General features: G+C 68.2%; 20 protein-coding genes. 7 read left to right on the forward strand and 13 right to left on the reverse strand.

All coding sequences use genetic code 11. From position 1 onward, the window contains the following. Positions 1 to 88 precede the first annotated feature (88 nt). The 3 genes from PO605_RS22590 to PO605_RS22600 are packed head-to-tail and all read left to right on the forward strand — an operon-like array spanning position 89 to position 2,306. Complete coding sequence (locus PO605_RS22590) at positions 89 to 574, forward strand: YajQ family cyclic di-GMP-binding protein (RefSeq protein ID WP_012206580.1); 486 nt, start codon at positions 89 to 91, stop codon at positions 572 to 574. A gap of 36 nt (positions 575 to 610) precedes the next feature. Next, the gene (locus PO605_RS22595) at positions 611 to 1,276 is read left to right on the forward strand and encodes a retropepsin-like aspartic protease family protein (protein ID WP_016451421.1); all 666 of its coding nucleotides are present in this window, start codon (positions 611 to 613) and stop codon (positions 1,274 to 1,276) included. 40 nt (positions 1,277 to 1,316) lie between these two features. Continuing rightward, on the forward strand, positions 1,317 to 2,306 hold the full coding sequence (locus PO605_RS22600; RefSeq protein ID WP_016451420.1) for an HD-GYP domain-containing protein: 990 nt from the start codon (positions 1,317 to 1,319) through the stop codon (positions 2,304 to 2,306). Between the two features lie 45 nt (positions 2,307 to 2,351). Here PO605_RS22600 and PO605_RS22605 read toward each other — a convergent pair whose 3' ends face one another. From PO605_RS22605 to ybaK, 7 genes are all read right to left on the reverse strand, one after another. Then, the gene (locus PO605_RS22605) at positions 2,352 to 4,112 is read right to left on the reverse strand and encodes an FAD-dependent oxidoreductase (protein WP_052195757.1); all 1,761 of its coding nucleotides are present in this window, start codon (positions 4,110 to 4,112) and stop codon (positions 2,352 to 2,354) included. After that, positions 4,091 to 5,635, reverse strand: coding sequence for a polyamine aminopropyltransferase (locus PO605_RS22610; RefSeq protein ID WP_047470206.1), 1,545 nt, complete (start codon positions 5,633 to 5,635; stop codon positions 4,091 to 4,093). Before PO605_RS22610 ends, PO605_RS22605 begins: the two co-directional genes overlap by 22 nt. Positions 5,636 to 5,722: 87 nt before the next feature. Then, positions 5,723 to 7,894 (reverse strand): TonB-dependent receptor, encoded by a 2,172-nt coding sequence (locus PO605_RS22615; protein WP_047470209.1) that lies wholly within the window; start codon positions 7,892 to 7,894, stop codon positions 5,723 to 5,725. A 189-nt stretch (positions 7,895 to 8,083) separates the two neighbouring features. Beyond that, a complete protein-coding gene (locus PO605_RS22620) occupies positions 8,084 to 8,302 on the reverse strand; it encodes a DUF350 domain-containing protein (RefSeq protein ID WP_013801574.1) in 219 nt (72 codons plus the stop codon). A gap of 18 nt (positions 8,303 to 8,320) precedes the next feature. Next, the gene (locus PO605_RS22625) at positions 8,321 to 9,853 is read right to left on the reverse strand and encodes a DUF4178 domain-containing protein (RefSeq protein WP_047470212.1); all 1,533 of its coding nucleotides are present in this window, start codon (positions 9,851 to 9,853) and stop codon (positions 8,321 to 8,323) included. A 98-nt stretch (positions 9,854 to 9,951) separates the two neighbouring features. Next, a complete protein-coding gene (gene plsY, locus PO605_RS22630; RefSeq protein WP_016451416.1) occupies positions 9,952 to 10,632 on the reverse strand; it encodes a glycerol-3-phosphate 1-O-acyltransferase PlsY in 681 nt (226 codons plus the stop codon). Positions 10,633 to 10,800: 168 nt separating this feature from the next. Continuing rightward, a complete protein-coding gene (gene ybaK / locus PO605_RS22635; protein ID WP_012206589.1) occupies positions 10,801 to 11,295 on the reverse strand; it encodes a Cys-tRNA(Pro) deacylase in 495 nt (164 codons plus the stop codon). A 57-nt stretch (positions 11,296 to 11,352) separates the two neighbouring features. Here ybaK and PO605_RS22640 point away from each other — a divergent pair, with 57 nt between their 5' ends. The 3 genes from PO605_RS22640 to PO605_RS22650 are packed head-to-tail and all read left to right on the forward strand — an operon-like array spanning position 11,353 to position 12,733. Beyond that, on the forward strand, positions 11,353 to 11,901 hold the full coding sequence (locus PO605_RS22640; protein ID WP_013801571.1) for a DUF2975 domain-containing protein: 549 nt from the start codon (positions 11,353 to 11,355) through the stop codon (positions 11,899 to 11,901). A 2-nt stretch (positions 11,902 to 11,903) separates the two neighbouring features. Then, positions 11,904 to 12,119 (forward strand): helix-turn-helix domain-containing protein, encoded by a 216-nt coding sequence (locus PO605_RS22645; protein WP_013801570.1) that lies wholly within the window; start codon positions 11,904 to 11,906, stop codon positions 12,117 to 12,119. Further along, complete coding sequence (locus PO605_RS22650) at positions 12,116 to 12,733, forward strand: hypothetical protein (RefSeq protein WP_272206894.1); 618 nt, start codon at positions 12,116 to 12,118, stop codon at positions 12,731 to 12,733. The genes PO605_RS22645 and PO605_RS22650 overlap by 4 nt, the downstream gene beginning before the upstream one ends. 17 nt (positions 12,734 to 12,750) lie before the next feature. On the opposite strand, the gene PO605_RS22655 is transcribed toward PO605_RS22650, so the two are convergent. The 3 genes from PO605_RS22655 to PO605_RS22665 all read right to left on the reverse strand — a co-directional run bounded on the left by PO605_RS22655 (position 12,751) and on the right by PO605_RS22665 (position 16,457). Then, positions 12,751 to 13,812, reverse strand: coding sequence for an aldo/keto reductase (locus PO605_RS22655; RefSeq protein ID WP_047472817.1), 1,062 nt, complete (start codon positions 13,810 to 13,812; stop codon positions 12,751 to 12,753). A gap of 104 nt (positions 13,813 to 13,916) precedes the next feature. Continuing rightward, the gene (gene hppD / locus PO605_RS22660; RefSeq protein WP_047472818.1) at positions 13,917 to 15,011 is read right to left on the reverse strand and encodes a 4-hydroxyphenylpyruvate dioxygenase; all 1,095 of its coding nucleotides are present in this window, start codon (positions 15,009 to 15,011) and stop codon (positions 13,917 to 13,919) included. 21 nt (positions 15,012 to 15,032) lie between these two features. Beyond that, positions 15,033 to 16,457 (reverse strand): amino acid permease, encoded by a 1,425-nt coding sequence (locus PO605_RS22665; protein WP_016451412.1) that lies wholly within the window; start codon positions 16,455 to 16,457, stop codon positions 15,033 to 15,035. A 320-nt stretch (positions 16,458 to 16,777) separates the two neighbouring features. On the opposite strand from PO605_RS22665, the gene PO605_RS22670 reads away from it, so the two are divergent. Continuing rightward, complete coding sequence (locus tag PO605_RS22670) at positions 16,778 to 17,425, forward strand: TetR/AcrR family transcriptional regulator (protein WP_016449233.1); 648 nt, start codon at positions 16,778 to 16,780, stop codon at positions 17,423 to 17,425. Here the strand turns inward: PO605_RS22670 and PO605_RS22675 are convergent. The 3 genes from PO605_RS22675 to PO605_RS22685 all read right to left on the reverse strand — a co-directional run bounded on the left by PO605_RS22675 (position 17,398) and on the right by PO605_RS22685 (position 21,230). Continuing rightward, positions 17,398 to 18,309, reverse strand: a complete 912-nt coding sequence (locus PO605_RS22675) for a LysR family transcriptional regulator (protein ID WP_016451411.1) — start codon at positions 18,307 to 18,309, stop codon at positions 17,398 to 17,400. The genes PO605_RS22670 and PO605_RS22675 overlap by 28 nt on opposite strands. Positions 18,310 to 18,392: 83 nt before the next feature. After that, positions 18,393 to 19,484, reverse strand: coding sequence for an ABC transporter ATP-binding protein (locus PO605_RS22680; protein WP_012206598.1), 1,092 nt, complete (start codon positions 19,482 to 19,484; stop codon positions 18,393 to 18,395). Between the two features lie 6 nt (positions 19,485 to 19,490). Beyond that, a complete protein-coding gene (locus tag PO605_RS22685) occupies positions 19,491 to 21,230 on the reverse strand; it encodes an ABC transporter permease (RefSeq protein ID WP_123690991.1) in 1,740 nt (579 codons plus the stop codon). Positions 21,231 to 21,232 lie beyond the last annotated feature (2 nt).

A 21,232-nucleotide genomic window follows, 5' to 3' on the forward strand; every position in this document is an offset into this window, starting at 1 on the left:
CCGCCTCCCTGCGCCGCCGGCCCCGCGCCCGCATCGCCCGGCCGCGCGCTGCGGTACTTTTTCAGAACATTTACAGGAAATATTTGCCATGCCTTCTTTTGACACCGTGTGCGAAGCCGACTTCGTCGAAGTGAAGAACGCCGTGGAGAACACCGCCAAGGAAATCGGCACACGCTTCGACTTCAAGGGCACCTCGGCCGCCATCGAGCTCAAGGACAAGGAAATCACGCTGTTCGGCGATGCCGACTTCCAGTTGCAGCAGGTCGAGGACATCCTGCGCAACAAGCTGACCAAGCGCAGCGTGGACGTGCGCTTCCTGGACATCCAGAAGGCCCAGAAGATCGGCGGCGACAAGCTCAAGCAGACCATCAAGGTCAAGAACGGCATCGAGGCCGAGCTGGGCAAGAAGCTGCAAAAGCTGATCAAGGACAGCAAGCTCAAGGTGCAGGCCGCCATCCAGGGCGACGCCGTGCGCGTCACCGGCGCCAAGCGCGACGACCTGCAGGCCGCCATGGCCCTGATCCGCAAGGACCTGGCCGACCATCCCCTGTCCTTCAACAACTTCCGCGACTGATCGCCTGGCACCCGCCTCTGCGCCACAAGCCACCCCATGCGCCACCTACGTGCCGTACTTCTGAGCCTGGCCGCAGCGGCCGCGCTGGCTCCACCATCGGCGACGGCGCAGTCCGTGGCGCTCAGCGGCGTGCTGGGCAGCAAGGCCTTGCTGGTCATAGACGGCGGCACGCCGCGCGCGCTGGCGGCGGGCGAAAGCCTGCAGGACGTGCGCGTGCTGCAGGTATCGGGTGACACGGCCGAGGTGGAAATCAAGGGCCGCCGCCAGACATTGCGCCTGGGCGAGGCGCCCATCAGCCTGGGCGGCCGGGGCGCGGCGGCGGGCGATCCCGCGCTCGGCCGGCGCGTGGTGCTCAAGGCCGACAACCGGGGGCACTTCATCGAACGCGGCCAGATCAATGGCAAGACCATGGTCTACATGGTGGACACGGGCGCCAGCTCGGTCGCCATCGGCCGGTCCGACGCCGAACGCATGGGCCTGCCCTTTCTCAAGGGCCAGCCGGTGATGATGCGCACCGCCAACGGCGATGCCCAGGGCTGGCGCCTGCGGCTGGATTCGGTGCGCGTGGGCGATGTCGAGGTCTTCGGTGTGGACGCCGTGGTCGCCCCTCTTCCCATGCCCTATGTGCTGCTGGGCAACAGCTTTCTTGCCCACGTCCAGATGACCCGCCAGGGCAGCGAGATGGTGCTGGAGCGGCGCTGATGCGGCCTGCATGCGCCCCGCTTCCCGCACCCCGCCAACGATGAGCCGACGCCCCGACGATTCCTACGAAGACCTGCTGGGCCTGTGGTCCGACCTGGAGGCCGCACTGTCCGTGCTGCTGTCCGCGCCGCTGCAGGTGCAGGGCTTCCTGGTCAAGCTGCAGCAGATCGACCTGTGGCTGCAGGAGCTGATCGCCCACGACAGCGATGCCGCGCTGTACCTGATGTTCCAGCGCGCCTGCTCGTCCACCGTGGGCTACAGCGCCTCCCATGCCCTGGTCTGCGCCTGCCTGTGCCATGTGCTGGCGCGCGAGCTGCGCCTGGACGAGTCCGAACACCGCACCCTGGTGTATGGCGCACTGACCATGAACATCGGCATGAACGCGCTGCAGGACGAACTGGCGCTGCAGCGCGAGCCGCTGACCCCCGCCCAGCAGCAGGCCGTACAGCGCCACCCGCTGCACAGCCAGGCCCTGCTGGCGCGGCTGTTCGTCAACGATGCGCTGTGGCTGGAGCTGGTGGGCCACCACCACGAGGCCGTGCCGCAGCAGCCGCTGTCCACGCTGGCGCCCGTGCAGCGGCTGGTCCGCATCCTGGGCACGGTGGACCGCTACGCCGCCCTGATCAGCCCGCGCAAGTCACGCGAAGGCCGCAGCGCCGCCGAGTCGCTGCGCGCGCTCACCCAGCAGCAGCGCTACTCCGACGAGGTGGGCTTCGCGCTGGTGCGCGCCGTGGGCCTGTGCCCGCCGGGCACCTATGTGCGGCTGGACAACGGTGACATCGCCGTGGTGCTGCGCCGTGGCGAGCCGCCGCAGCCGCCGCTGGTGGCCAGCGTGATCGGCGCCGACGGCGCGAGCCTGTATCCGCCCGTCATCCATGAAGGCGAGGACGGCCCCCGCATCCGCTCGGCACTGGCGCGCGCCGCCATCACGCTGGAGCTGGACCCGCGCACGCTGGCCCAGCTGGGCGTGCTGGCCGCACGCGGCAGCCAGTCGCTGTACCGCATGGTGCAGATGCCCGGGCCTGTCTGACCGATCTGGCGCCTGAAGCGCGCGACACCGGCGCCGCGGCCCGTGTCAGGTCCGCGCGCCAGCCCACAGGCCCGCATGGTGGCCACGCGTGAAGGCCTCCTCCAATACCGAGTAGCCGGCCCAGTCGGAATGTGCGAACCACAGGCGGCGCGTGCCCGGCGTGGGCAGCAGGGCCACGCGCTCGCCGGCGCACAGCGCGCTGCGCCCCCGGTGCAGCGACTGCAGCGCCACCTGGCTGAGCAGCTGCTGGTCACCGGGCCGGGGTATGGCCATGGCGTGGCCGTAGCGCGTGATCTCCATGCGCGTGGCCTTGTGCAGCAGGTCGGGATGGGGGACGAGCAGGCTGCCGACGATGCGGTCCCGCCAGAAGCCGAAGGGCTGGCCCAGCAGTTGGGCGCGCCCGTCAGGCCAGTCGCCCAGCGCCTGGTAGTAGCTGAGCACCGTGGGCCGGGGCGTGAGCCGGTCCAGGCCCTGGTGGCCCGCGTCCACATAGCCCAGGCCGCCCGCATTCGGATCGGCAAAGAGCACGTTGTCCCAGGCCGGATCGGCGCCGGGCCGGTCGGCCAGCGGCCGCTGCAGATGGATGTTGGCCACCAGCCAGGGCGCCCAGTCCAGCCGGCCGGCCACCGCGCGCAGGAAGTCCGGTGCATCGCGCACCACGCGTGTCGCGATGAAGCTGGGCAGGGCCACCACGCAGCGCGCGGCCAGCCAGCGCTCGTGCTGCTGGCGGCCGTGGTGGTAGACGTCGATCTCCACGCCATCGGCACTCTCGGCAATGGATAGCACGCTGCAATCCGTCTGCAGGTCGGTGGAGCCCAGCCCGGCCACCAGTTGCTGCGACAGCCAGCCATTGCCCTGGGGCCAGGTCAGCACGGCATCACCCGCGTCTTCGGGCGTGCGCTCATCCTGGCGGCGCGGGGCCGAGAAGCCGTGGCGGCTGGCGAAATAGTGCAGGCCCGCCCAGGCCGACACGCGCGCCAGGCCCGCGCCAAAGTCGTCGCGGCAGCAGTACTCCAGATACCAGATCAGTTGCGCATCATCGATGCCCTGCTGGACCAGCCAGGCCTGCATGGTCTGGCCGTCCAGCGCGGCATGGGCGGCGGGCAGCCGGCCCTGGCGCTGCCAGACACGGATGGACGGCATGGCAAAGGGCGCCCTGTCCATCTCCTGGGCCACGCTGCGCGCAAAGAGTTCGTACTGCTCCAGCGTGCGCGGCGCCACGCCATCGACGGGCAGCAGGCCCTCATGCCAGGCGCCCTGCCAGAACAGGCGCTCCTGCGGGCTGTGGCACAGATGGCGCTCGTCGTACTGCCAGCGGCCCGCGCGGCGCTGGCGCAGGCCCAGGGCCTCGAGCCAGTCCTGGACCTCGGATGCATCGTCGCCAGGCAAGGGCAGATAGTGGGCGCCCAAAGGACAGGCCAGCCCGGACATGCTGCCGCCCTGGCTGTTTCCGCCCATGGCCGGCTGCGTGTCCAGCAGTGCCACACCCTGCACCCCCGACAGCTCCAGCGCCCGCGCAGCCGCCAGGCCCGCCATGCCGCCACCGGCGATCACCACGTTGGCACGGTGCACCACGGCCGGCGCCGGCAGCGCCAGGCCCTGGCCCAATCGCTGCCAGAATGCGCGCAAGGCATGGCCGCGCTCCAGCGCCACGCCGCTGAAGCCACCAGGCAGGTCTTCCAGACGAGGCGGCGTTGGCGTGCAGCCGGCCAGGCCTGCGGCCGCACCGCCGGCCAGGCCCTGCAGCCATTGGCGCCGGCTCCACAAAGACGGGCGGTCGGGGCTCAACGCTCCACCCTGCCCCATTCGCGTTCGTAGGTATTGACCAGCACCTGGTTGGACAGGCGGTTGACCTCGGCCGGCACACGCGCCATGTCCAGCGGAAAGTCGAACATCAGCGCCATGGTCTGCGCGCTCAGAAAGCGCAGGCCCGCAGGCAGCGCATCGGGCTCGCGCCAGGGCCGGTGGCTGGCGATGACGAAGCCCCACTCGCCAAAGCTGGGCACATGGGCGTGGTAGGGCGTGGCCTGCAGGCCGATGGATTCGATGGTCTGCACCACGGTCCAGTAGCTCTTGCGCGCGATCAGGGGCGAGGTGGTCTGCACCACGGCATAGCCGCTGGCGGCCAGGCGCTTGTCCAGCAAGGCATAGAAGCTGTTGGTGAACAGCTTGCCGATGGCGAAATTGGTCGGGTCGGGGAAATCGACGATGACGACGTCGAAGGTGTCCTGGTCCTGCTGCAGCCAGTGGAAGGCATCGGTGTTGACGATGCGCACGCGCGCATCGCTGAGCGCATCGCCGTTGAGCCGGCGCAGCATGGCGTTGTCCTTGAACAGGTCGGTTATGGCCGGGTCCAGTTCCACCAGGGTGACCGACTCCACCGAGGGGTACTTGAGCACCTCGCGCACGGCCATGCCGTCGCCGCCGCCCAGCACGGCCACGCGCTTGGGCGCGCCATGCGCGGCCATCACGGGGTGGACCAGGGCCTCGTGGTAGCGGTACTCGTCGCCTTGCGCGAACTGCAGGTTGCCGTTGAGGTACAGCCGCGCGCCCTGGCGCCCCTGCGTCACCACGATGCGCTGGTAGGGCGAGCTGCTGGAGAGCACGATGCGGTCCTGGTAGAAATGGTCGTCGGCCAGGCGCGTCAGATGGTCGGCGCCCCAGATGCCCGTGCCCAGCAGGGCCAGCACGGCCGCGCAGGCCAGGGCATGGGCGCGCGGGCGCCGCAGTTCATGGCGAAACAGCAGCAGTGCCCACACCGCCACCGCCGCGTTCATGAAGCCGAACAGCAGCCCCGTGCGCACCAGGCCCAGCTTGGGCACCAGCAGCAGCGGAAATGCCAGCGACACGGCCAGCGCCCCCAGGTAGTCGAAGGTCAGCACCTGGGACACCAGGTCCTTGAGCGTCACATTGCGCTTGAGGATGCGCATCACCAGCGGAATCTCCAGCCCCACCAGCGTTCCCACCACCAGCACCATGCCGTACAGCAGGAACCGGAACGCGCCGGGCGCGTAGGCATTGGCAATGAACAGCGTGGCCGGCAACGCACCGCCGATCAGGGCCACCATCAGCTCGATGCGCAGAAAGTGCGCAGGCAGGTGGTCCTCGAAATAGCGCGACAGCCAGGAGCCTATGCCCATGGCGAACAGGTAGCTGCCGATGATGGTGGAGAACTGCAGGACCGAGTCGCCCAGCAGATAGGAAGCCAGCGCGCCCGCAGCCAACTCATAGAGCAGGCCGCAGGCCGCGATCACGAAAACGCTGACCAGCAGGGCGATGTCGATGGGGCGCGCCGGCTGCGCGCCGGCAAGAGGGGCTGAGGTTTGCACGGCCGGTATTGTGCGCGATGCGCCCCCCGTGTGCGCGAGAGGCGCCGTGCAACGGAAGAAGGCGCCGCGCGCCTCCTGGGGGTTCCGTCAGAACTGGTAGTTGGCGCTGACCAGCACGCTGCGCGGTGCGCCCGGCATGGAGCTGGAGCGCCAGTACTGCTTGTCGAACAGGTTGGACAGGGCCACGGTCACGGTCCAGGCGTCCTGGCGCCAGCCCACCAGCGCATCCCAGCGCGAGTAGCCGGGCAGGATGGCCGTGTTGGCGGCGTTGGTGAAGCGGCTGCCCGTGTAGGTCACGCCGACTTCGCCATACCAGGGTCCCTTGGGCGCATAGCGCAGGAACAGGTTGCCGTTGCGCTTGGCCGTGTCACGCAGGTACAGGCCCACGTTGGCGGGGTTTTGCGCGTCTTCAGCCACCTTGGCCTGCATGAAGGCGACGCCGCCGCGCACATACCAGGAACCGGCAACGCGGCCGGCCGCGCTGAACTCAATGCCGCGCGAACGGTCCTTGCCCCGGATGGCCCAGGTGTAGGGATCATTCTCGGGATCGGGGCGGTAGCGGATGTTGTACTTCTCCAGCTGGTAGACGGAGACCTGGGTGGACAGCGCGCCGCCCAGCCAGTCGCTCTTGACGCCGACCTCGGACTGGCGCGAGTACTGGGGCTCGTCGTCCGGCACCGCGCCCACGGCGGTTTCCACGGTCAGGATGCCGCGGCCGCCATAGGGCGAGTAGCTCTTGTTCCAGGACGCATAGAAGCTGTGCTCGCGCACCGGCTGCCACACCACGCCCACGCGCGGGCTGAAGCCGTTGCCGTCGGTCTTGCGCGTGAGGTTGGCGATCTTGTTGGTGCTCTGGAAGTCATAGCTGTCGTAGCGCAGGCCCAGCAGCAGCTTCCACTGCTCGGTCAGGCTGACCAGGTCCTGCATGTACAGCGCCTGGCCCTTGCCCTTGTGATAGTTGTCCTGGGTCGGCTTGCCCTGCACCGGACGGCTGGGCCAGACGATGGGCTGGAACGGATCGTAGGAGAAGGTGCTGCCGGGCTGGCCGACGCGCGGCGCGCGCTCTTCCTCGCTGGCCTCCAGGCCCACCAGCAGGTCGTGCTTGATGCTGCCCGTGCTGAACTTGCCCGTCAGGTCCAGCGTGTTGGACAGCGTGGTGTTGCGGGTCTGCTGCCAGGCGTAGTTGGGCGTGATCTTGCCGGTCGCGGCGCGGTAGGTACCGGCGAAATAGTGGTCGAAGTCCTGGCTGGCCTCGCGCTTGCTGGCCACCCAGCGCAGACTCCAGCGGTTGTTGAAGTCATAGGACAGGTCGGAGCGCAGCACGCGCAGGCGATCTTCCACGTAGTCGCCCGGTGCCGCGAAGCCCTTGCGGATGGAAACGCCGGCTGGCAACTGGTCATAGACCGGGCCGCGATCGGGCACGCGCCAGACGTTGTCATAGGTGTACTGGCCGGTCCAGCGCCATCCCGTGCGGGTGTCCACCAGGATGCTGGGCGAGACCATCTCGTTGCGGTTGCGTATGCCTTCGCGGAAGCTGTGGGCCTGCTCGCGGTCGGCCGTCAGGCGCACGGCCACGTTCTCGTTGAGCACGCGGTTGATGTCGATGGTGCCGCCCACGTTGTCCCAGGAGCCGCCGCGCAGCGTGATGCTGCTCTTGGCGTCGAAGCGCGCCTGCTTGCTCACCATGTTGACCACGCCGCCGCCCGCGCTGCGGCCATAGAGCACCGAGGCCGGTCCCTTGAGGACCTCGATGCGCTCCACATTGGCCGTGCTGCGGCGCACCTGGCCGCTTTCGCGCACGCCGTCGCGGTAGATGTCGCTCTCGTCGGCCTTGAAGCCGCGGATGTACACGCCCTCGCCACGCATGTCGTAGCTGGTGTTCACGCCCGGTACGCCGTCCAGCATGGTGGCCAGGTCGTTGATGCCGTAGCTCTTGTACTTGTTGACCTCCAGCGTGTCGATGGTCTGCGGGATGTCCTTGGGCGCCAGATAGGTCTTGGTCGCCGTGGTCACGCCTTCGGGGCGCACATCGTCAGGGTCGTACTGGGAGGCGTTGACCTGCAGCGTGGGCAGGGTGTGGGCCTGTTGAGGCTGCGTCTGCGTCTGCGTCTGTGTCTGCGTCTGTGCCTGGGCCGGATCGGCTGAAACGGCTGGAGCGGCCTCCTGGGCATGGACCGCGCCCGCCAGCGCGGTGGTGATGATGCCAGCGGTCACACCCGCTGAAAGCCTTGCCCTGCGGGCGGCTTGATGGTCTGTCATGGAAACCCTCTCTTCGAATGAAGGGGGCGATTCTATTTAGAATGCAAACGAATATCATTTGCAAACTCACTATCAACAAGGAATTTGTTGCGACGCAGCAACGCCGCCATGCGCAGCGCAGCCGCACCTTTTCAGGCGGGCTGCGTGTCGGCGGGAGATGGGGAGTGCAGGGGGGCCAGGCGGCCCCGTTCAGTGGATGGCGGCAGCGACGATGATGCTGATGCCCAGGCACATGGCGGCCACCACCATGGCCAGCGCCTTGTTGTGCTTCTCGACGATCTCGGCCCACATGTCCACGGGCGTGATCTTGTCGATGATGATGAAGCACAGCCAGAATACCACCACGCCCACCAGCGCATAGAGGATCGAGCCGAAGAAGGCGGCGGGGTTGAACCAGTCGAAGTTCATGATCAGTTTCTCCGTTGTTTACTTGTGGCTGCCGCCCGAGGTGTAGCCACCCCAGGAGCCGCCGCTGCTGCGGGTGTAGCTGTTGCAGTTGGGATCGGTGTTCGGGTTGCAGTTCGGGCGCGTCATGCAGCCGCGCAGCATGACGAACACCAGCCACAGGATGACCACGCCGATGACGATGGTCCAAAGGCCGAAGCGGCTGCCCGACATCACGCCGACCTGCGAGCGGTCCCGCAGCTGCTTGAGGCCGAAGGCCGTGGCCAGCGTGGTGGCCGAGACGGCGCTGCCATGCGACCAGGTGGTCTCGCCGTTCTCGGTCTCGCTGGCCAGAAAGGCCTTGTTCTGCGCGCCTGCGCTCACATAGTCCACATTGCGCGTGGTCTGGCCGCGCTGCACGGGCCAGTAGAACTCGCCCAGGGCGTAGGTGGTCTCGGCCGTGTAGCGCGATTCAAGCTGGTACTGCCGGCCCATGTACTTGGCCGTGCTGCGGTTCTTGGAGAGCTTGGGCACGCCCGTGGTCACGCGGGCCATGCTCCAGCCATCGGAGGAATCGACCAGGAATGCGAAGCCGGCCTTCTGGTTGAACAGCAGGTACTCCTCCCAGCCAAAGCTCTCGTCGTCGCCAGGCTCCTGGCCCATGCGGTGCTGAAAGCCCACTACCTGCCATTGCTGGCCTTCCAGCACACCCTTGCTGCCCAGCGGGATGGCCGGGCGCACGGGCTCGTTCTGTTCCGCATAGGCCAATTCCTTGCCAATGCCCTGGCTCAGGTCCACCAGCGACCCGCAACTGGGGCAGCTCAGGCTCTTGGTGGTGGAAAAGCGCACGGGCACCACGGCGCCGCACTTGGGGCAGTTGAAGTGCCGGCCCTGCTCACCCTTGAGCGAGGTGCCGTCGCGCAGCCCCTGCATCCTGAGGTCGTCCAGCACCACGCGTTCGCCCAGGCTCAGCGCGGGCGGCTGGACGGAGAAGTCCACGGACAGCACCTGGCCCTGCTCGCTGCGCAGCTCCACCAGCCGGTACGGCGTGCCGGGCTCGGGCAGCTGCGCCAGCTCGCCCTGGGCCGATACCAGCCGCGCGTTCTGCACGCTGCTGACCGTGAAGCTCTTGCCGCCTAGCACGCGCTGCGAGCCCAGCAGCCAGTCGGAGGCCTTGAACGGCCCGTTGCGCAGGGCCTCGGCCTCCCAGGGCCAGGACCAGACGAACTGGCCGTTGTCCTCGCTCAGAAAGCCCAGCGCACCATCGCTGAACGCGGCCACCCATTCGCTCCAGGCGCCCGCCTCGCTCTTGAGCTGCAGCCGGCCGACCAGGGTGAAGTGCTCGGGCTTGCCGTTGCGCAGCATCTGGCCCGTGGCGCCGATGCGCAGGGGGCTGTAGTCCTCGAAGACCTCGGCCATGGAGCCGCGGCGCTGCAGCACATCGCCCTGGCGCACCACGGTGCTGCGGCAGAACTCGCAGACGGCGTAGCTGGCCTGGGCGCTGGAAAATTCCACGGGCGCGCCGCAGCCGGGGCAAGGTGCGCGATAGACGCGCTGCGATGGACTCGATGCCATGTGGGAAGGTCGTCAGTGGTGAGAGGGCCTGGAGCGCGGCTGGCCGGCCACGCCATTCACGCAAGCTGCGCCCGTGGAGCGCAGCGCGGCGGCGGCGTTCAATGCGGCTTGCCTTTGGCCGTGCCGGGCTTGGCCGCGGCGGCTGCCGGGTCGGCCTTCTTGCTGCCCAGCCTGGATTCCTTGCCGGCCATCAGGCGCTGGATGTTCTCGCGGTGGCGCCAGATCAGCAGGGCCGCCATGGCGACGATGGCGGCGGCAATCGGCGTCTCGGCATACCAGACCACGCCACTGCACAGCAGGTAGTAGACGGGGGCGAACACGGAGGCCACCAGGGCCGCCAGCGAGGAATAGCGGAAGAACACGGCAATGATCAGCCAGGTCAGCGCCACCGCCAGGCCCAGCCAGACGCTGATGCCCAGCAGCACGCCCAGGGCCGTAGCCACGCCCTTGCCGCCCTTGAAGCGGAAGAACACCGGGTACAGGTGGCCCAGGAAGGCAGCCAGCGCCACCATGGCCACCGTGCCATCTCCCATGCCGAAGCGGCTGCCGAACCATTGCACCAGGGCCACGGGCAGCCAGCCCTTGGCGGCGTCCAGCAGCAGGGTGACGGCCGCTGCCGCCTTGCTGCCGGAGCGCAGCACATTGGTGGCGCCGGGGTTGCCGCTGCCATAGGTGCGCGGATCATTCAGGCCCATGGCCCGGCTGACGATGACGGCGAACGACAGCGAGCCGATCAGGTAGGCCGCCACGGTGGCGAGAAGGGGGTAGAGCGCGTTCAATTGAAGTCCTTGGCCGGTCTGTGGAGCGCCGGCGCGCGATCCGGCCGGCCCTGATGGCCCGCCCTCCCTGATCGCCGACACATGTTTTTCATCAGGACCTGCGCGAACCCGGTGGAGGCGGCGGCCGCCTTCCCGTGGGCGCAAGTCGTGTTCATTTCTTCAGGGCATCTATTCTGCCAGCGCGCAGTGCACGGGCCGTGCATCCAGCAGCTGCACGCAGACCTGCGGGTCCAGCTGCACCAGAAAGCCCCGGCGCCCGCCGTTGATGGCGATGCGCGGCAGCGCCAGGATGCTCTCTTCGATATAGACCGGCATGTCGCGGCGCGTGCCGAAGGGCGAGGTGCCGCCGACCAGGTAGCCGCTGTGGCGGTTGGCGACTTCGGGCTTGCAGGGCTCCACGCTCTTGGCGCCGATCTGCCGCGCCAGGTTCTTGGTGGAGACCTTGCAGTCGCCGTGCATGAGCACGATCAGCGGCCTGGCGTCCTGGTCCTGCATCACCAGGGTCTTGACCACCATGTGCTCGTCCAGGCCCAGGCTGGCCGCGCTGTGCTCGGTGCCGCCGTGTTCCAGGTACTCATAGGGATGCTCGGTGAACTCCACCTTGTGGGCGCGCAGCAGCTGCGTGGCCGGTGTCTCGCTGACATGAGAGTTTTTCTTGGACATGAATTTTTTATCGTTTTACAATAATTTTTTATCGATTCATCAATACAAGGCTGTGCCATGAACTATACGCCCCACGCCGCGGGCAACGCCCTGAGGCGCCACTCCCAGGCGGCGCGCATCCTGATTGCGCTCGGTGCCGTCGCGCTGCTGGCCCTGCCGGCAGCCGCCCTGCTGTCGCCGCAAGATCTTTCGGGCCAGGCGGAAGGCCTGCTGGGCATGCCGCCCGGCCAGCCGCTGGACATGGCTGCGCGCTGGCGCACCGCACTGGTCAGCCTGCTGCCCGTGGGCTGCGGCCTGTATGCGCTGCGCCAGTTGTGGACACTGTTCGGCGAGTATCTGCAGGGCCGTGTCTTCGGCCAGCAGGCGCAGCACGCCCTGATGCGCTTTGCCTGGACGGTGCTGGCGGGCGCGCTGGCCCTGCCCTTCACGCGCGCGCTGATGTCGGTGGCCGCCAGCATGGGCAATCCGCCAGGGCAGCGCTTCGTCACGCTGGGCCTGTACTGGCACGATGGCCTGCTGGTCCTGCTCGGCGTGGTGCTGGTCTCCATCGCCCATGTGATGCTGCAGGCGCGGCGCATCGCCGACGAGAACGCGGGATTCGTCTGAGCATGCCCATCATCGTCCACCTCGATGTGATGCTGGCGCGCCGCAAGATGCGCTCGCGCGAACTGGCCGAGATGGTCGGCATCACCGAACAGAATATTTCCCTGCTCAAGAGCGGCAAGGTGCGCGGCGTGCGCTTCGACACGCTGGAGCGCATCTGCGAGGCGCTCCAGTGCCAGCCCGGTGACCTGCTGGAATGGGTGGCAGGGCCCGAGGCTTGAGCAGCGGGCGGCTGCGGCTGATCGCGGGCCTGCTGCTGTCGCTGCTGCTGCATGGGGCGCTGCTGTGGCAGGGTCTGGCCCCGGACAATGCGCGGCCCGGCACCGGGCAGGCTGAGGCGCACCGCCTTCAGGTGGTCTGGGTCGAGACGCCGACTTCCACGCCGACGCCGGCCCCCTCTCCTGCTCCAGCGGCTGCCCGGCCCGGACCGGCGCCTGCGCCCGCGCCTACGCGACGGCCGGACACCGCCGCCGTCGCACCGCCATCAAGGCAAGGCGCAGGGGCTGCAAAGGCGATGGAGGAAGCCGCAACAGCCGCCGCGCCGCAAGCGCCTGTGCCCGCCGACACCGAGGCCGCTCCGGACGCCGCGCGCAGCGCCAGGGCCATGGGCCGCCTGCTGGACTCGGCCGCAGGCCGCGAGGCCGTGCAGTCGGCGGCCCGGCAGGGCCTGGTCAGGCCCCAGATTCATGCGCAGCGCGAGGACCCGCTGGCCAGCGGCATGCGCGAGGCCGCCCAGGGCGACTGCATGAAGGGCGAGTTCAAGGGCGGCGGCATGGGCCTGCTGAGCCTGCCCATGCTGGCGGCCGCTGCGCTCAAGGGCGAGTGCAGCCGCTGAAGGCGCAGAGCCGAGGCCTATTGCGCAGGGTCGCGCACTTCCCAGCGGATGGCGTCGATGGCCGACAGCAGTTCGGGCGACAGTTGCGTGCCCCAGGCGTTCAGGTCCTCATCGAGCTGGGCCACCGAGGTCACGCCGATGATGGTGCTGGCCACCTGCCACTTGGTGTAGCAAAACGCCAGCGCCAGCTGCGTGGGCGTCATGCCGTGCTCGCGCGCCAGCGCGTTGTAGCGGCGCGCGGCGGCCAGGGCTTCGGGCCGGCCCCAGCGCTGCTTGCGCACCGATTCGTAGCGCGCAATGCGTGCAGCCTGCGGCGCAGCGGGATCGGTGGGCGCATGCACGTCGAACTTGCCCGTGAGCAGGCCGAAGGCCAGCGGCGAATAGGCCAGCAGCGACACGCCCAGGCGGTGGCAGCTTTCATCCATGCCGTTTTCCCAGCTGCGGTTGAGCAGGCAGTAGGCGTTCTGCACCGAGGCCACGCGCGGCAGGCCGTGCTGCTCGGCCAGGCGCACGAATTCGTGCACGCCCCAGGGCGTTTCGTTGGACAGGCCGATGTGGCGCACCTTGCCTTCACGGACCAGGCGGCCCAGCGCCTCGAGCTGCTCGTGGATGCCGGTCTGCGAGCTTTCCTTGGCCGGGTCGTAGTACAGCTGGCCGAAGGCCGGCACGTTGCGCTCGGGCCAGTGGATCTGGTAGAGGTCGATCACGTCCGTGCCCAGGCGGCGCAGGCTGCCTTCGCAGGAGGCGGCGATGTCGGCCGCCGTCAGCCCCAAGCCCTCGCGCACCCAGGGCATGCCCCGCGAAGGACCGGCCACCTTGGTGGCCAGCACGACCTTGGCGCGCGCGCCGGGGCGCTGGGCGAACCAGCGGCCGATGATGGTTTCGGTGGCGCCGCAGGTTTCGGCGCGTGCGGGCACGGCATACATCTCGGCCGTGTCGAAGAAGTCCACGCCGCGCTCCAGCGCGCGGTCCATGATGGCAAAGGCCTCGGCCTCGCCGACCTGCTCGCCGAACGTCATGGTGCCCAGGCAGATGGGGCTGACTTGCAATGCGCTTTGACCGAGCGCCACCGGTTGCATCGAGGGGGAATTCATGGGCACCGAGTGTAGGGCCGCCCGTGTTTACCCTGACGACAGCGCGCCCACCCGGCCAGGGCCGGGCGGGCGCGTTGCGTCCGTCGGGATCAGGCGCCCTGCGGTGCCTCGGTCTGCAGCACGCCGCGGTTGATCTGGTCGCGCTCCATGGACTCGAACAGGGCCTTGAAATTGCCTTCGCCGAAGCCCTCGCGGTAGTTGCCCTTGCGCTCGATGAACTCGAAGAACACGGGCCCCAGCATGGGCTGGGAGAAGATCTGCAGCAGCAGGCGCGGCTGGCCGCCCTCGGTCGTGCCGTCCAGCAGGATGCCGCGTGCCTGCAGCTCGCCCACGGGCTGGTCGTGGCCGGGCAGGCGGCCTTCCAGGTTCTGGTAGTAGATGTCGTTGGGCGCGGTCAGCAGCGGAATGCCGGCCATCTGCAGCTGGTCGATGGAGTCCAGCAGGTTGTCCGTCAGCAGCGCGATGTGCTGGATGCCCTCGCCGTTGAACTGCATGAGGAATTCCTCGATCTGGCCGCCGCCCTGGCGCGATTCCTCGTTCAGCGGAATGCGGATCAGGCCGTCGGGCGCCGTCATGGCCTTGGAGGCCAGGCCGGTGTACTCGCCCGAGATGTCGAAGTAGCGGATCTCGCGGAAATTGAACAGCTTGCTGTAGAAGTCCGCCCAGTAGGTCATGCGGCCGCGGTAGACGTTGTGCGTCAGGTGGTCCACCACCTGGAAGCCGTGGCCCTTGGGGTTGCGGTCCACGCCGGGCAGGAACTCGAAGTCGATGTCGTAGATGGACTTGCCTTCGTCGAAGCGGTCGATCAGGTACAGCGGCGCGCCGCCGATGCCCTTGATGGCCGGCAGGCGCAGCTCCATGGGACCCGTGGGGATCTCCACCGGCTGCGCGCCCAGCTCCAGCGCGCGCTTGTAGGCCTGGTGCGCATCCTTGACGCGGAAGGCCAGGCCGCAGGCCGAGGCGCCGTGCTCGGCAGCGAAATAGGCGGCCTGCCCCGGCTCATTGTTGATGATGAAGTTGATGCCTCCCTGGCGGTACAGCAGCACGTTCTTGGAACGGTGCCTGGCCACCAGCGTGAAGCCCAGCTTCTCGAACAGCGGCTCCAGCACGCCGGGCGTGGGCGATGCGAATTCCACGAATTCGAAGCCCATCAGGCCCATCGGGTTGTCGAACAGGTCTGCCATGGTTGGTTCTCCTTGAAGGTTTCAACGGGGGATGTGCGCGGGTTCCAGTACGGATTCCAGCACAGGCGTGGGACGTTGGCGGAACACGAGGCGATAGGCCCCGTAGACCACCAGGACCCAGATCGGAATGGCCAGCGCGGAGGACCGCACCGACGGTGTCAGCAGCATCACGCCCACCACAAGGGCCATGGCGGCCAGGCAGATGGCATTGGTCAGCGGCGCGGCCGGTGCGGGAAAGCCCAGCACGGTCCCGCGTGCCGCATGGGCCCGGCGAAAGCGCCAGTGCGCCACGATGATGATGGTCCAGGTGATCACCAGGGCCGCCACGATCAGCGACATCAGCAGCTCCAGCACGCCGGCCGGCGCCACATAGTTCAGCACGATGGCCAGCGCCGTGAAGATGGCCGGATAGACGATGGCCCGCACCGGCACGCCGCGGCGGTTGACCTGCATCAGCGAGCGCGGTGCATTGCCTTCGCTGGCCATGCCGTACAGCAGGCGGCTGTTGCTGTAGACCATGCTGTTGTAGACCGACAGCGTGGCCGTGAGGATCACGAAGTTCAGCAGGTGGGCGGCCACGTTCTCGCCCAGGCCCGAGAACACCAGCACGAAGGGGCTGCTGCTGTAGGTGTCGCCGCCGGCCTTGAGCTGGCCCAGCAGGTCGGTCCAGGGCATCAGCGACATCAGCACGGCCATGGAGCCGATGTAGAACACCAGCACGCGGTAGATCAGCTGGTTCACGGCCTTGGGGATGACGGTGCGCGGCTGGTCGGTCTCGGCCGCCGCGAAGCCCAGCATCTCCACGCCGCCGAAGGCGAACATGATGAAGGCGAAGGCCATCACCAGGCCTGAGAAGCCGTTGGGGAAGAAGCCGCCGTGCGTCCACAGGTTGCGCACGGTCTGCTCGGGCCGGTCGGCGCTGAACAGCAAATACAGGCCTGCGCCGATCATGGCCATCACGGCCACGATCTTGATCAGCGCGAACCAGAACTCGAACTCGCCATAGGCCTTGACGTTGATGAAGTTCACGCCGTTGATCAGCACGAAGAACACCGCCGCCGTCACCCAGGTGGGTATGCCGGGCCACCAGAACTGGATGAACTTGCCTGCGGCCGTCAGCTCCAGCATGCCCACGAGCACATACAGCGCCACACAGTTCCAGCCCGCCAGAAAGCCCGCGAAGCGGCCCAGGTAGCGGTTGGCGAAATAGCTGAACGAGCCCGCGTTGGGCTCCTCGACCAGCATCTCGCCCAGGAAACGCATGATGAAAAAGATGATAAGCCCGCCAATGGCGTAGCCGAGCAGCACGGACGGGCCGGCCAGCTCGATGATGCCGGCCGAGCCCAGGAACAGGCCCGTGCCGATGGTGCCGCCCAGCGCGATGAGCTGGATGTGGCGGTTCTTGAGCCTGCGCTCCAGATGGCCCTGCGAAGAAGAACTGTGCATCAAGGGGGTGCTCCGGCTCTCAGCAAGGCGCGCGGCGGCGCAGGGGTTGGAACACTTCGGTGGTCTTCACGGCAATGTCTCCTCGTGGGGTGCCTGTTGGAATGCGGGGCCTTGTGCGCCCCTTGTTGATGGGTATCAACTATAAAAAACAATAAATTATTATTTCTTGTAATTTATCCCTATGGACAAGCCCAAGAAGAAGGAGTAGCGAAGGCCATCGACGCATTGCCGCCCGCCATGCCGCACTGCGGCAACGGTTGAACGCCCGCAACAAACAAAAACAATCTACTATTATTTTTTTGCCCTCTGGAGCCCAGAACATGACGACGTCCGCCACGCAGCGGCGCGCACGCACGCCGCAGACCGAGCGTGTGGAGACAACGCAACGCAAGATCATCGACTCCGCCCTGGCGCTGCTGCGCGAGGGTGGCTTCAAGAGCGCCACGCTGCAGGCCATCGCGCGCGGCGCCGACGTGTCGCTGGGCGCGCTGCAGCACCACTTCGAGAGCCGCGATGCGCTGATGGAGCGGCTGGTCATCGAGGTCATGGAGCCGCTGAGCGACCAGGGCACGGTCTGGCCCGACAAGGCCCTGCCCCTGCGCGAGCGTGCCGAGGCCTTCGTCACCCTGGCCTGGGACAACATCTTCGGCGCGGCCAACTACCAGGCGGCCTGGAGCATGTTCTTCGGCTGCAAGGCCTCCCCCTCGCTGTTCGACCGCGTGGACGCGCGCCGGGTACATGTGGACAGCGTGTTCTACACCCGCTTCCTGGACGTCTTCCCCGAGATCGCGGCCCACCATCCCCGCCCCCAGGGCTTTGCGGCCATGGCCTTCGCCATCCTGCGCGGCACCGGCGTGCTGGAGCTGTTCGAGGTGGGCGAGCAGGAACGCCAGGGCAGCCTTGATGCGCTGGTCGAGGCCATCGTCCAGGCAGGCACCCCTCAGGCCGGCGGCGGCGCCGCCGCCTGAACCTCGGTCAGCCCCCAGACCCTGCGCAGCTGCGACAGCGTGGCCACCAGGGCCGGGTCGTGCTCGGCCTCGCGCGGGTGGATGAAGCCCAGCTGCGCCGACACGCGCGCATGCGGCCAGATGGCCACGCAGCCATGCTCGGCCGCGGCCAGGGCGCGGTCCTCGCGCAGCAGCGCCAAGCCCAGGCCGGCGCGCACCAGGCTCTCGGGCGCGGCGGCGGCATCGCTTTCCACGATCTGATTGGGGCTCAGCCCCTGGCGGGCGAACAGCGCCAGCAGCAGGGCCTGCTCATGGTGCTGCGCGGGCGCGCCGATCCAGGGCAGTTGCGCCAGGTCCTTCCAGCCCGATTGCAGGACGCGCTCGCGCAGCGCGGGCGGCGCCGCCACACGGTAGTGCAGTGTCTGCAGCACCAGCGCGCCCAGGTCGCGCGGCATGTGGGCGCCGATGTAGAACGCGCCCTGCAGGCCGCCGGCCGCGACCTGCGCGCGCAGCTCCTCGGCCCAGCCCTGGCGTGTCTTGATGTCCAGCAGCGGCAGCGCCTCCACCAGGCCATGCAGCAGCGAGCCCAGGCGCAGCGCCTCGGGGTCGGCCACCGTGCCCAGCAGCAGCTGGCCGGTGACCTCGCCCTGCAGCTCGCGGGCCTGGCCCTGCAGCCGACCCGCTGCATCAAGCACCTGCCGAGCGGGCTCCATCAGGGCCTCGCCGGCCCGCGTGAGGCTGATGCGGCCCGGGCGCCGGTCGAACAGCGCCACGCCCAGCTCCTCCTCCAGCGCCTTGATCTGGGCCGTGATGGCGGGCTGGGTCAGGTGCAGGGCCTCGGCCGTGCGCGTGACGCTGCCCAGCGTGGCCGCCGTGACGTAGGCGCGCAGCTGATACATCTCCATGGGCGGCCAGCCTAGCGCAGGCGCCAGGGCCTGCGGCCCGGGCAGGCCCGGGTTTCAGGGAACATCCCTAGCCGTCTCATCGTTCACTCATCGAGGTAGCGCAGCTGCGTGGGCTCGATGCCCAGGCGCACCGGCATGCCCATGGGGAACATGGCAATGCCCGCGTAGTGCGCCTGGTCGGCGACCACGGCCACCTCTCCCACGCGCACGCGGTAGCGCGAGAACTCGCCCAGGAATTCGGCGCTCTCGATCTGCCCTTCCACCCACACACGCGAGGCATCGCCCGCATCGTCGCGCACCGCAATCTGCACCTGGTGCGGCCGGAAGGCCAGCGCCGCACGCCCCGGCACGGGCGGCTGGGCCGGGCGCGGCAGGGTCAGCGTGCCCAGGCCCGGCACCTTGAAGACCAGCGACTCGCCTATCGTCGGCAGCACCTCGCCCTCCAGCACATTGGCCGTGCCGACAAAGCCCGCCACGAAGCGGTTGGCCGGGTAGTCGTACAGCCCCGCCGCCGAGCCCACCTGCTGCAGCACGCCCTTGTCCAGCACGGCCATGCGGTCGGCCGTGGTCATGGCCTCTTCCTGGTCGTGGGTGACGAAGATGGTGGTCAGGCCCAGCTTGCGCTGCAGGCTGCGCAGTTCCTCGCGCATCTGCACGCGCAGCTGCTTGTCGAGGTTGGACAGCGGCTCGTCCAGCAGCAGCAGCTTGGGCGCGATCACCACGGTGCGCGCCAGCGCCACGCGCTGCTGCTGCCCGCCCGACAGCTGGCCCGGGCGGCGCTGCGCGTACTGCGACAGGCCCACCAGCTCCAGCACCTCGCCCACCTTGCGGCGGATGGTGTCGCGGCTTTCGCGGCGCTCGACCAGGCCGAAGGCCACGTTGTCGTACACCGTCATGTGCGGCCACAGCGCGTAGTTCTGGAACACCATGCCGATGTTGCGCGCATGCGGCGGCACCCCCGTGATGTCCTGCCCGCCCACCAGCAGCTCGCCGCGCTGGTGCCGGTTGAAGCCCGCGATCAGCCGCAGCAGCGTGGACTTGCCCGAGCCCGAAGGCCCCAGCAGCGCGAAGAACTCGCCGGGCTCGATCTTGAGGTTGACGTCGCGCAGCACTTCGTTGCTGCCATAGCTCAGGCTGATGTGCCTGCATTCGAGGGAGACAGGGTCCAGGTGCATGGCGGTTCACTCCGAAGTCGATTGCACGGTGGCGCGCGAGCGCTCCACGAAGCGGTGCGAGAAATACGTGCCCAGGCCGACCACGACCACGGCCAGCACGCCCAATGCCGCACCGGGCCCGCGCCCCGAGATGCTTTGCATGTACAGGTAGATGCCGTAGCTCATGGGCGCCTGGCTCTGGGCCGAGGCCAGCATGATGGTGGCCGACAGCTCCACCGCCGCCGTGATGAAGCTGGTGACGAAGCCGGCCAGGATGCCGCCGGCCATCAGCGGCACCATCACGCGCCGTATCACGCTGGTGCGGCCCGCGCCCAGGCTTTGCGCGGCCTCCTCCAGCGAGATGTGCACCTGCTGCAGCGCCGCCATGCACGAGCGCAGCGCATACGGCAGCCGCCGCACCGCATAGGCCAGCATGATCAGCACCCAGGTGGTGACGATGGGCGTATCGGTGAAGGGCAGGTTTACGCCCTTGAACAGCCGCAGGTAGCCGATGGCCAGCACCAGCCCCGGAATCGCCAGCGCCACCGAGGCCAGGTAGTCCAGCCACTGCCGGGCAGGCAGCCGGGTGCGCAGGATCAGGTAGGCGATGGCGGTGCCGATCACCACGTCGATGCCCGCCGCCATCAGGCAGTACAGCAGCGTGTTGCCGATCATGTAGCCCGAGTCGGTGAACACCGTGGCGTAGTGCTCCAGCGTATAGCTGTCGGGCAGCACCGAGAAGCTCCAGACCTTGGAGAACGACATCAGCAAGATGCCGATGTGCGGCGCCAGCACCACCAGCAGCACCAGGGCGATCCAGCCATAGGCCAGCAGCGCCTCCCAGGCCGACAGCCGGCGCTTTTGCAGCGCGCTGCCGCCCTTTTGCAAGGTGGCGTAGTCCTTGCCCTTCATCACCCGCGCGGCCAGCCACAGGGCGACGATGGAGAACGCGATCATGATCACGCTGATCACATAGCCCAGCGGATCATCGAGCCCCACCGAGGTGATGCGCAGATAGGCCTGGGGCGCCAACATATTGGTCACGCCCATCACCAGCGGCGTGCCCAGGTCGTCGAACACTTTCACGAACACCAGGGCCGCGCCCGCCAGGTAGCCGGGCATGGCCAGCGGAAAGATCACGCGCCGGAACAGCCGGAATCCACGCGAGCCCAGGTTCAGCGCCGACTCCTCCATGGCCCCGTCGATATTGCGCATGGCCGCCACGAGGTTGAGCAGGATGAACGGGAAGTAGTGGATGCTCTCCACGAAGATCACGCCCGTCAGCCCCTCCATGATGGGCACGGTGAAGCCGAACCAGTCGTCCAGCAGCAGGTTGACCGAGCCGCTGCGCCCGAAGATCAGCTGCAGCGCCACCGCCCCCACGAAGGGCGGCATGATCAGCGGCAGCACGCCCAGCGTCTGTATCAGCAGCGCGCCCCGGAACTCGAAGCGCACCGTCAGGTAGGCCAGCGGCACGGCGATCAGGCTGGCGAAGAACACGCTGGCCAGGGACACGCCCAGGCTGTTGAAGAACGACTCGCGGAAGACGGTCTGGCCGAAGAAATTGCCGAAGTGCCCCAGCGTGAGCCCGCCGCCTTCATTGACGAAGGCGGTGTAGACCACCATGCCCACGGGCACGATGAGAAAGGCCAGCAAAAAGGCCAGGATCAGCGCGAAGGCCAGCCACGGCCCCCAGCCCGACGGAATGCGCCGTGCGCGCGCAGCAAGGGGGGCGACGACGGGCGCCGCCATGGAATCGATGCTCATGC

Origin of the sequence: Delftia sp. DT-2, assembly GCF_028401915.1 — a bacterium.
Classification (GTDB): domain Bacteria; phylum Pseudomonadota; class Gammaproteobacteria; order Burkholderiales; family Burkholderiaceae_C; genus Comamonas; species Comamonas tsuruhatensis.

Coding starts and splice junctions, on each gene's coding strand:
- PO605_RS22590 (WP_012206580.1), top strand. CDS start 89: ATGCCTTCTTTTGACACCGTGTGCGAAGCCGACTTCGTCGAAGTGAAG.
- PO605_RS22680 (WP_012206598.1), bottom strand. CDS start 19,484: ATGCACCTGGACCCTGTCTCCCTCGAATGCAGGCACATCAGCCTGAGC.
- PO605_RS22685 (WP_123690991.1), bottom strand. CDS start 21,230: ATGAGCATCGATTCCATGGCGGCGCCCGTCGTCGCCCCCCTTGCTGCG.
- PO605_RS22645 (WP_013801570.1), top strand. CDS start 11,904: ATGCCCATCATCGTCCACCTCGATGTGATGCTGGCGCGCCGCAAGATG.
- PO605_RS22615 (WP_047470209.1), bottom strand. CDS start 7,894: ATGACAGACCATCAAGCCGCCCGCAGGGCAAGGCTTTCAGCGGGTGTG.
- PO605_RS22675 (WP_016451411.1), bottom strand. CDS start 18,309: ATGGAGATGTATCAGCTGCGCGCCTACGTCACGGCGGCCACGCTGGGC.
- ybaK (WP_012206589.1), bottom strand. CDS start 11,295: ATGTCCAAGAAAAACTCTCATGTCAGCGAGACACCGGCCACGCAGCTG.
- PO605_RS22640 (WP_013801571.1), top strand. CDS start 11,353: ATGAACTATACGCCCCACGCCGCGGGCAACGCCCTGAGGCGCCACTCC.
- PO605_RS22625 (WP_047470212.1), bottom strand. CDS start 9,853: ATGGCATCGAGTCCATCGCAGCGCGTCTATCGCGCACCTTGCCCCGGC.
- PO605_RS22655 (WP_047472817.1), bottom strand. CDS start 13,812: ATGCAACCGGTGGCGCTCGGTCAAAGCGCATTGCAAGTCAGCCCCATC.
- PO605_RS22600 (WP_016451420.1), top strand. CDS start 1,317: ATGAGCCGACGCCCCGACGATTCCTACGAAGACCTGCTGGGCCTGTGG.
- hppD (WP_047472818.1), bottom strand. CDS start 15,011: ATGGCAGACCTGTTCGACAACCCGATGGGCCTGATGGGCTTCGAATTC.
- PO605_RS22605 (WP_052195757.1), bottom strand. CDS start 4,112: ATGGGGCAGGGTGGAGCGTTGAGCCCCGACCGCCCGTCTTTGTGGAGC.
- PO605_RS22595 (WP_016451421.1), top strand. CDS start 611: ATGCGCCACCTACGTGCCGTACTTCTGAGCCTGGCCGCAGCGGCCGCG.
- PO605_RS22665 (WP_016451412.1), bottom strand. CDS start 16,457: ATGCACAGTTCTTCTTCGCAGGGCCATCTGGAGCGCAGGCTCAAGAAC.
- PO605_RS22670 (WP_016449233.1), top strand. CDS start 16,778: ATGACGACGTCCGCCACGCAGCGGCGCGCACGCACGCCGCAGACCGAG.
- PO605_RS22620 (WP_013801574.1), bottom strand. CDS start 8,302: ATGAACTTCGACTGGTTCAACCCCGCCGCCTTCTTCGGCTCGATCCTC.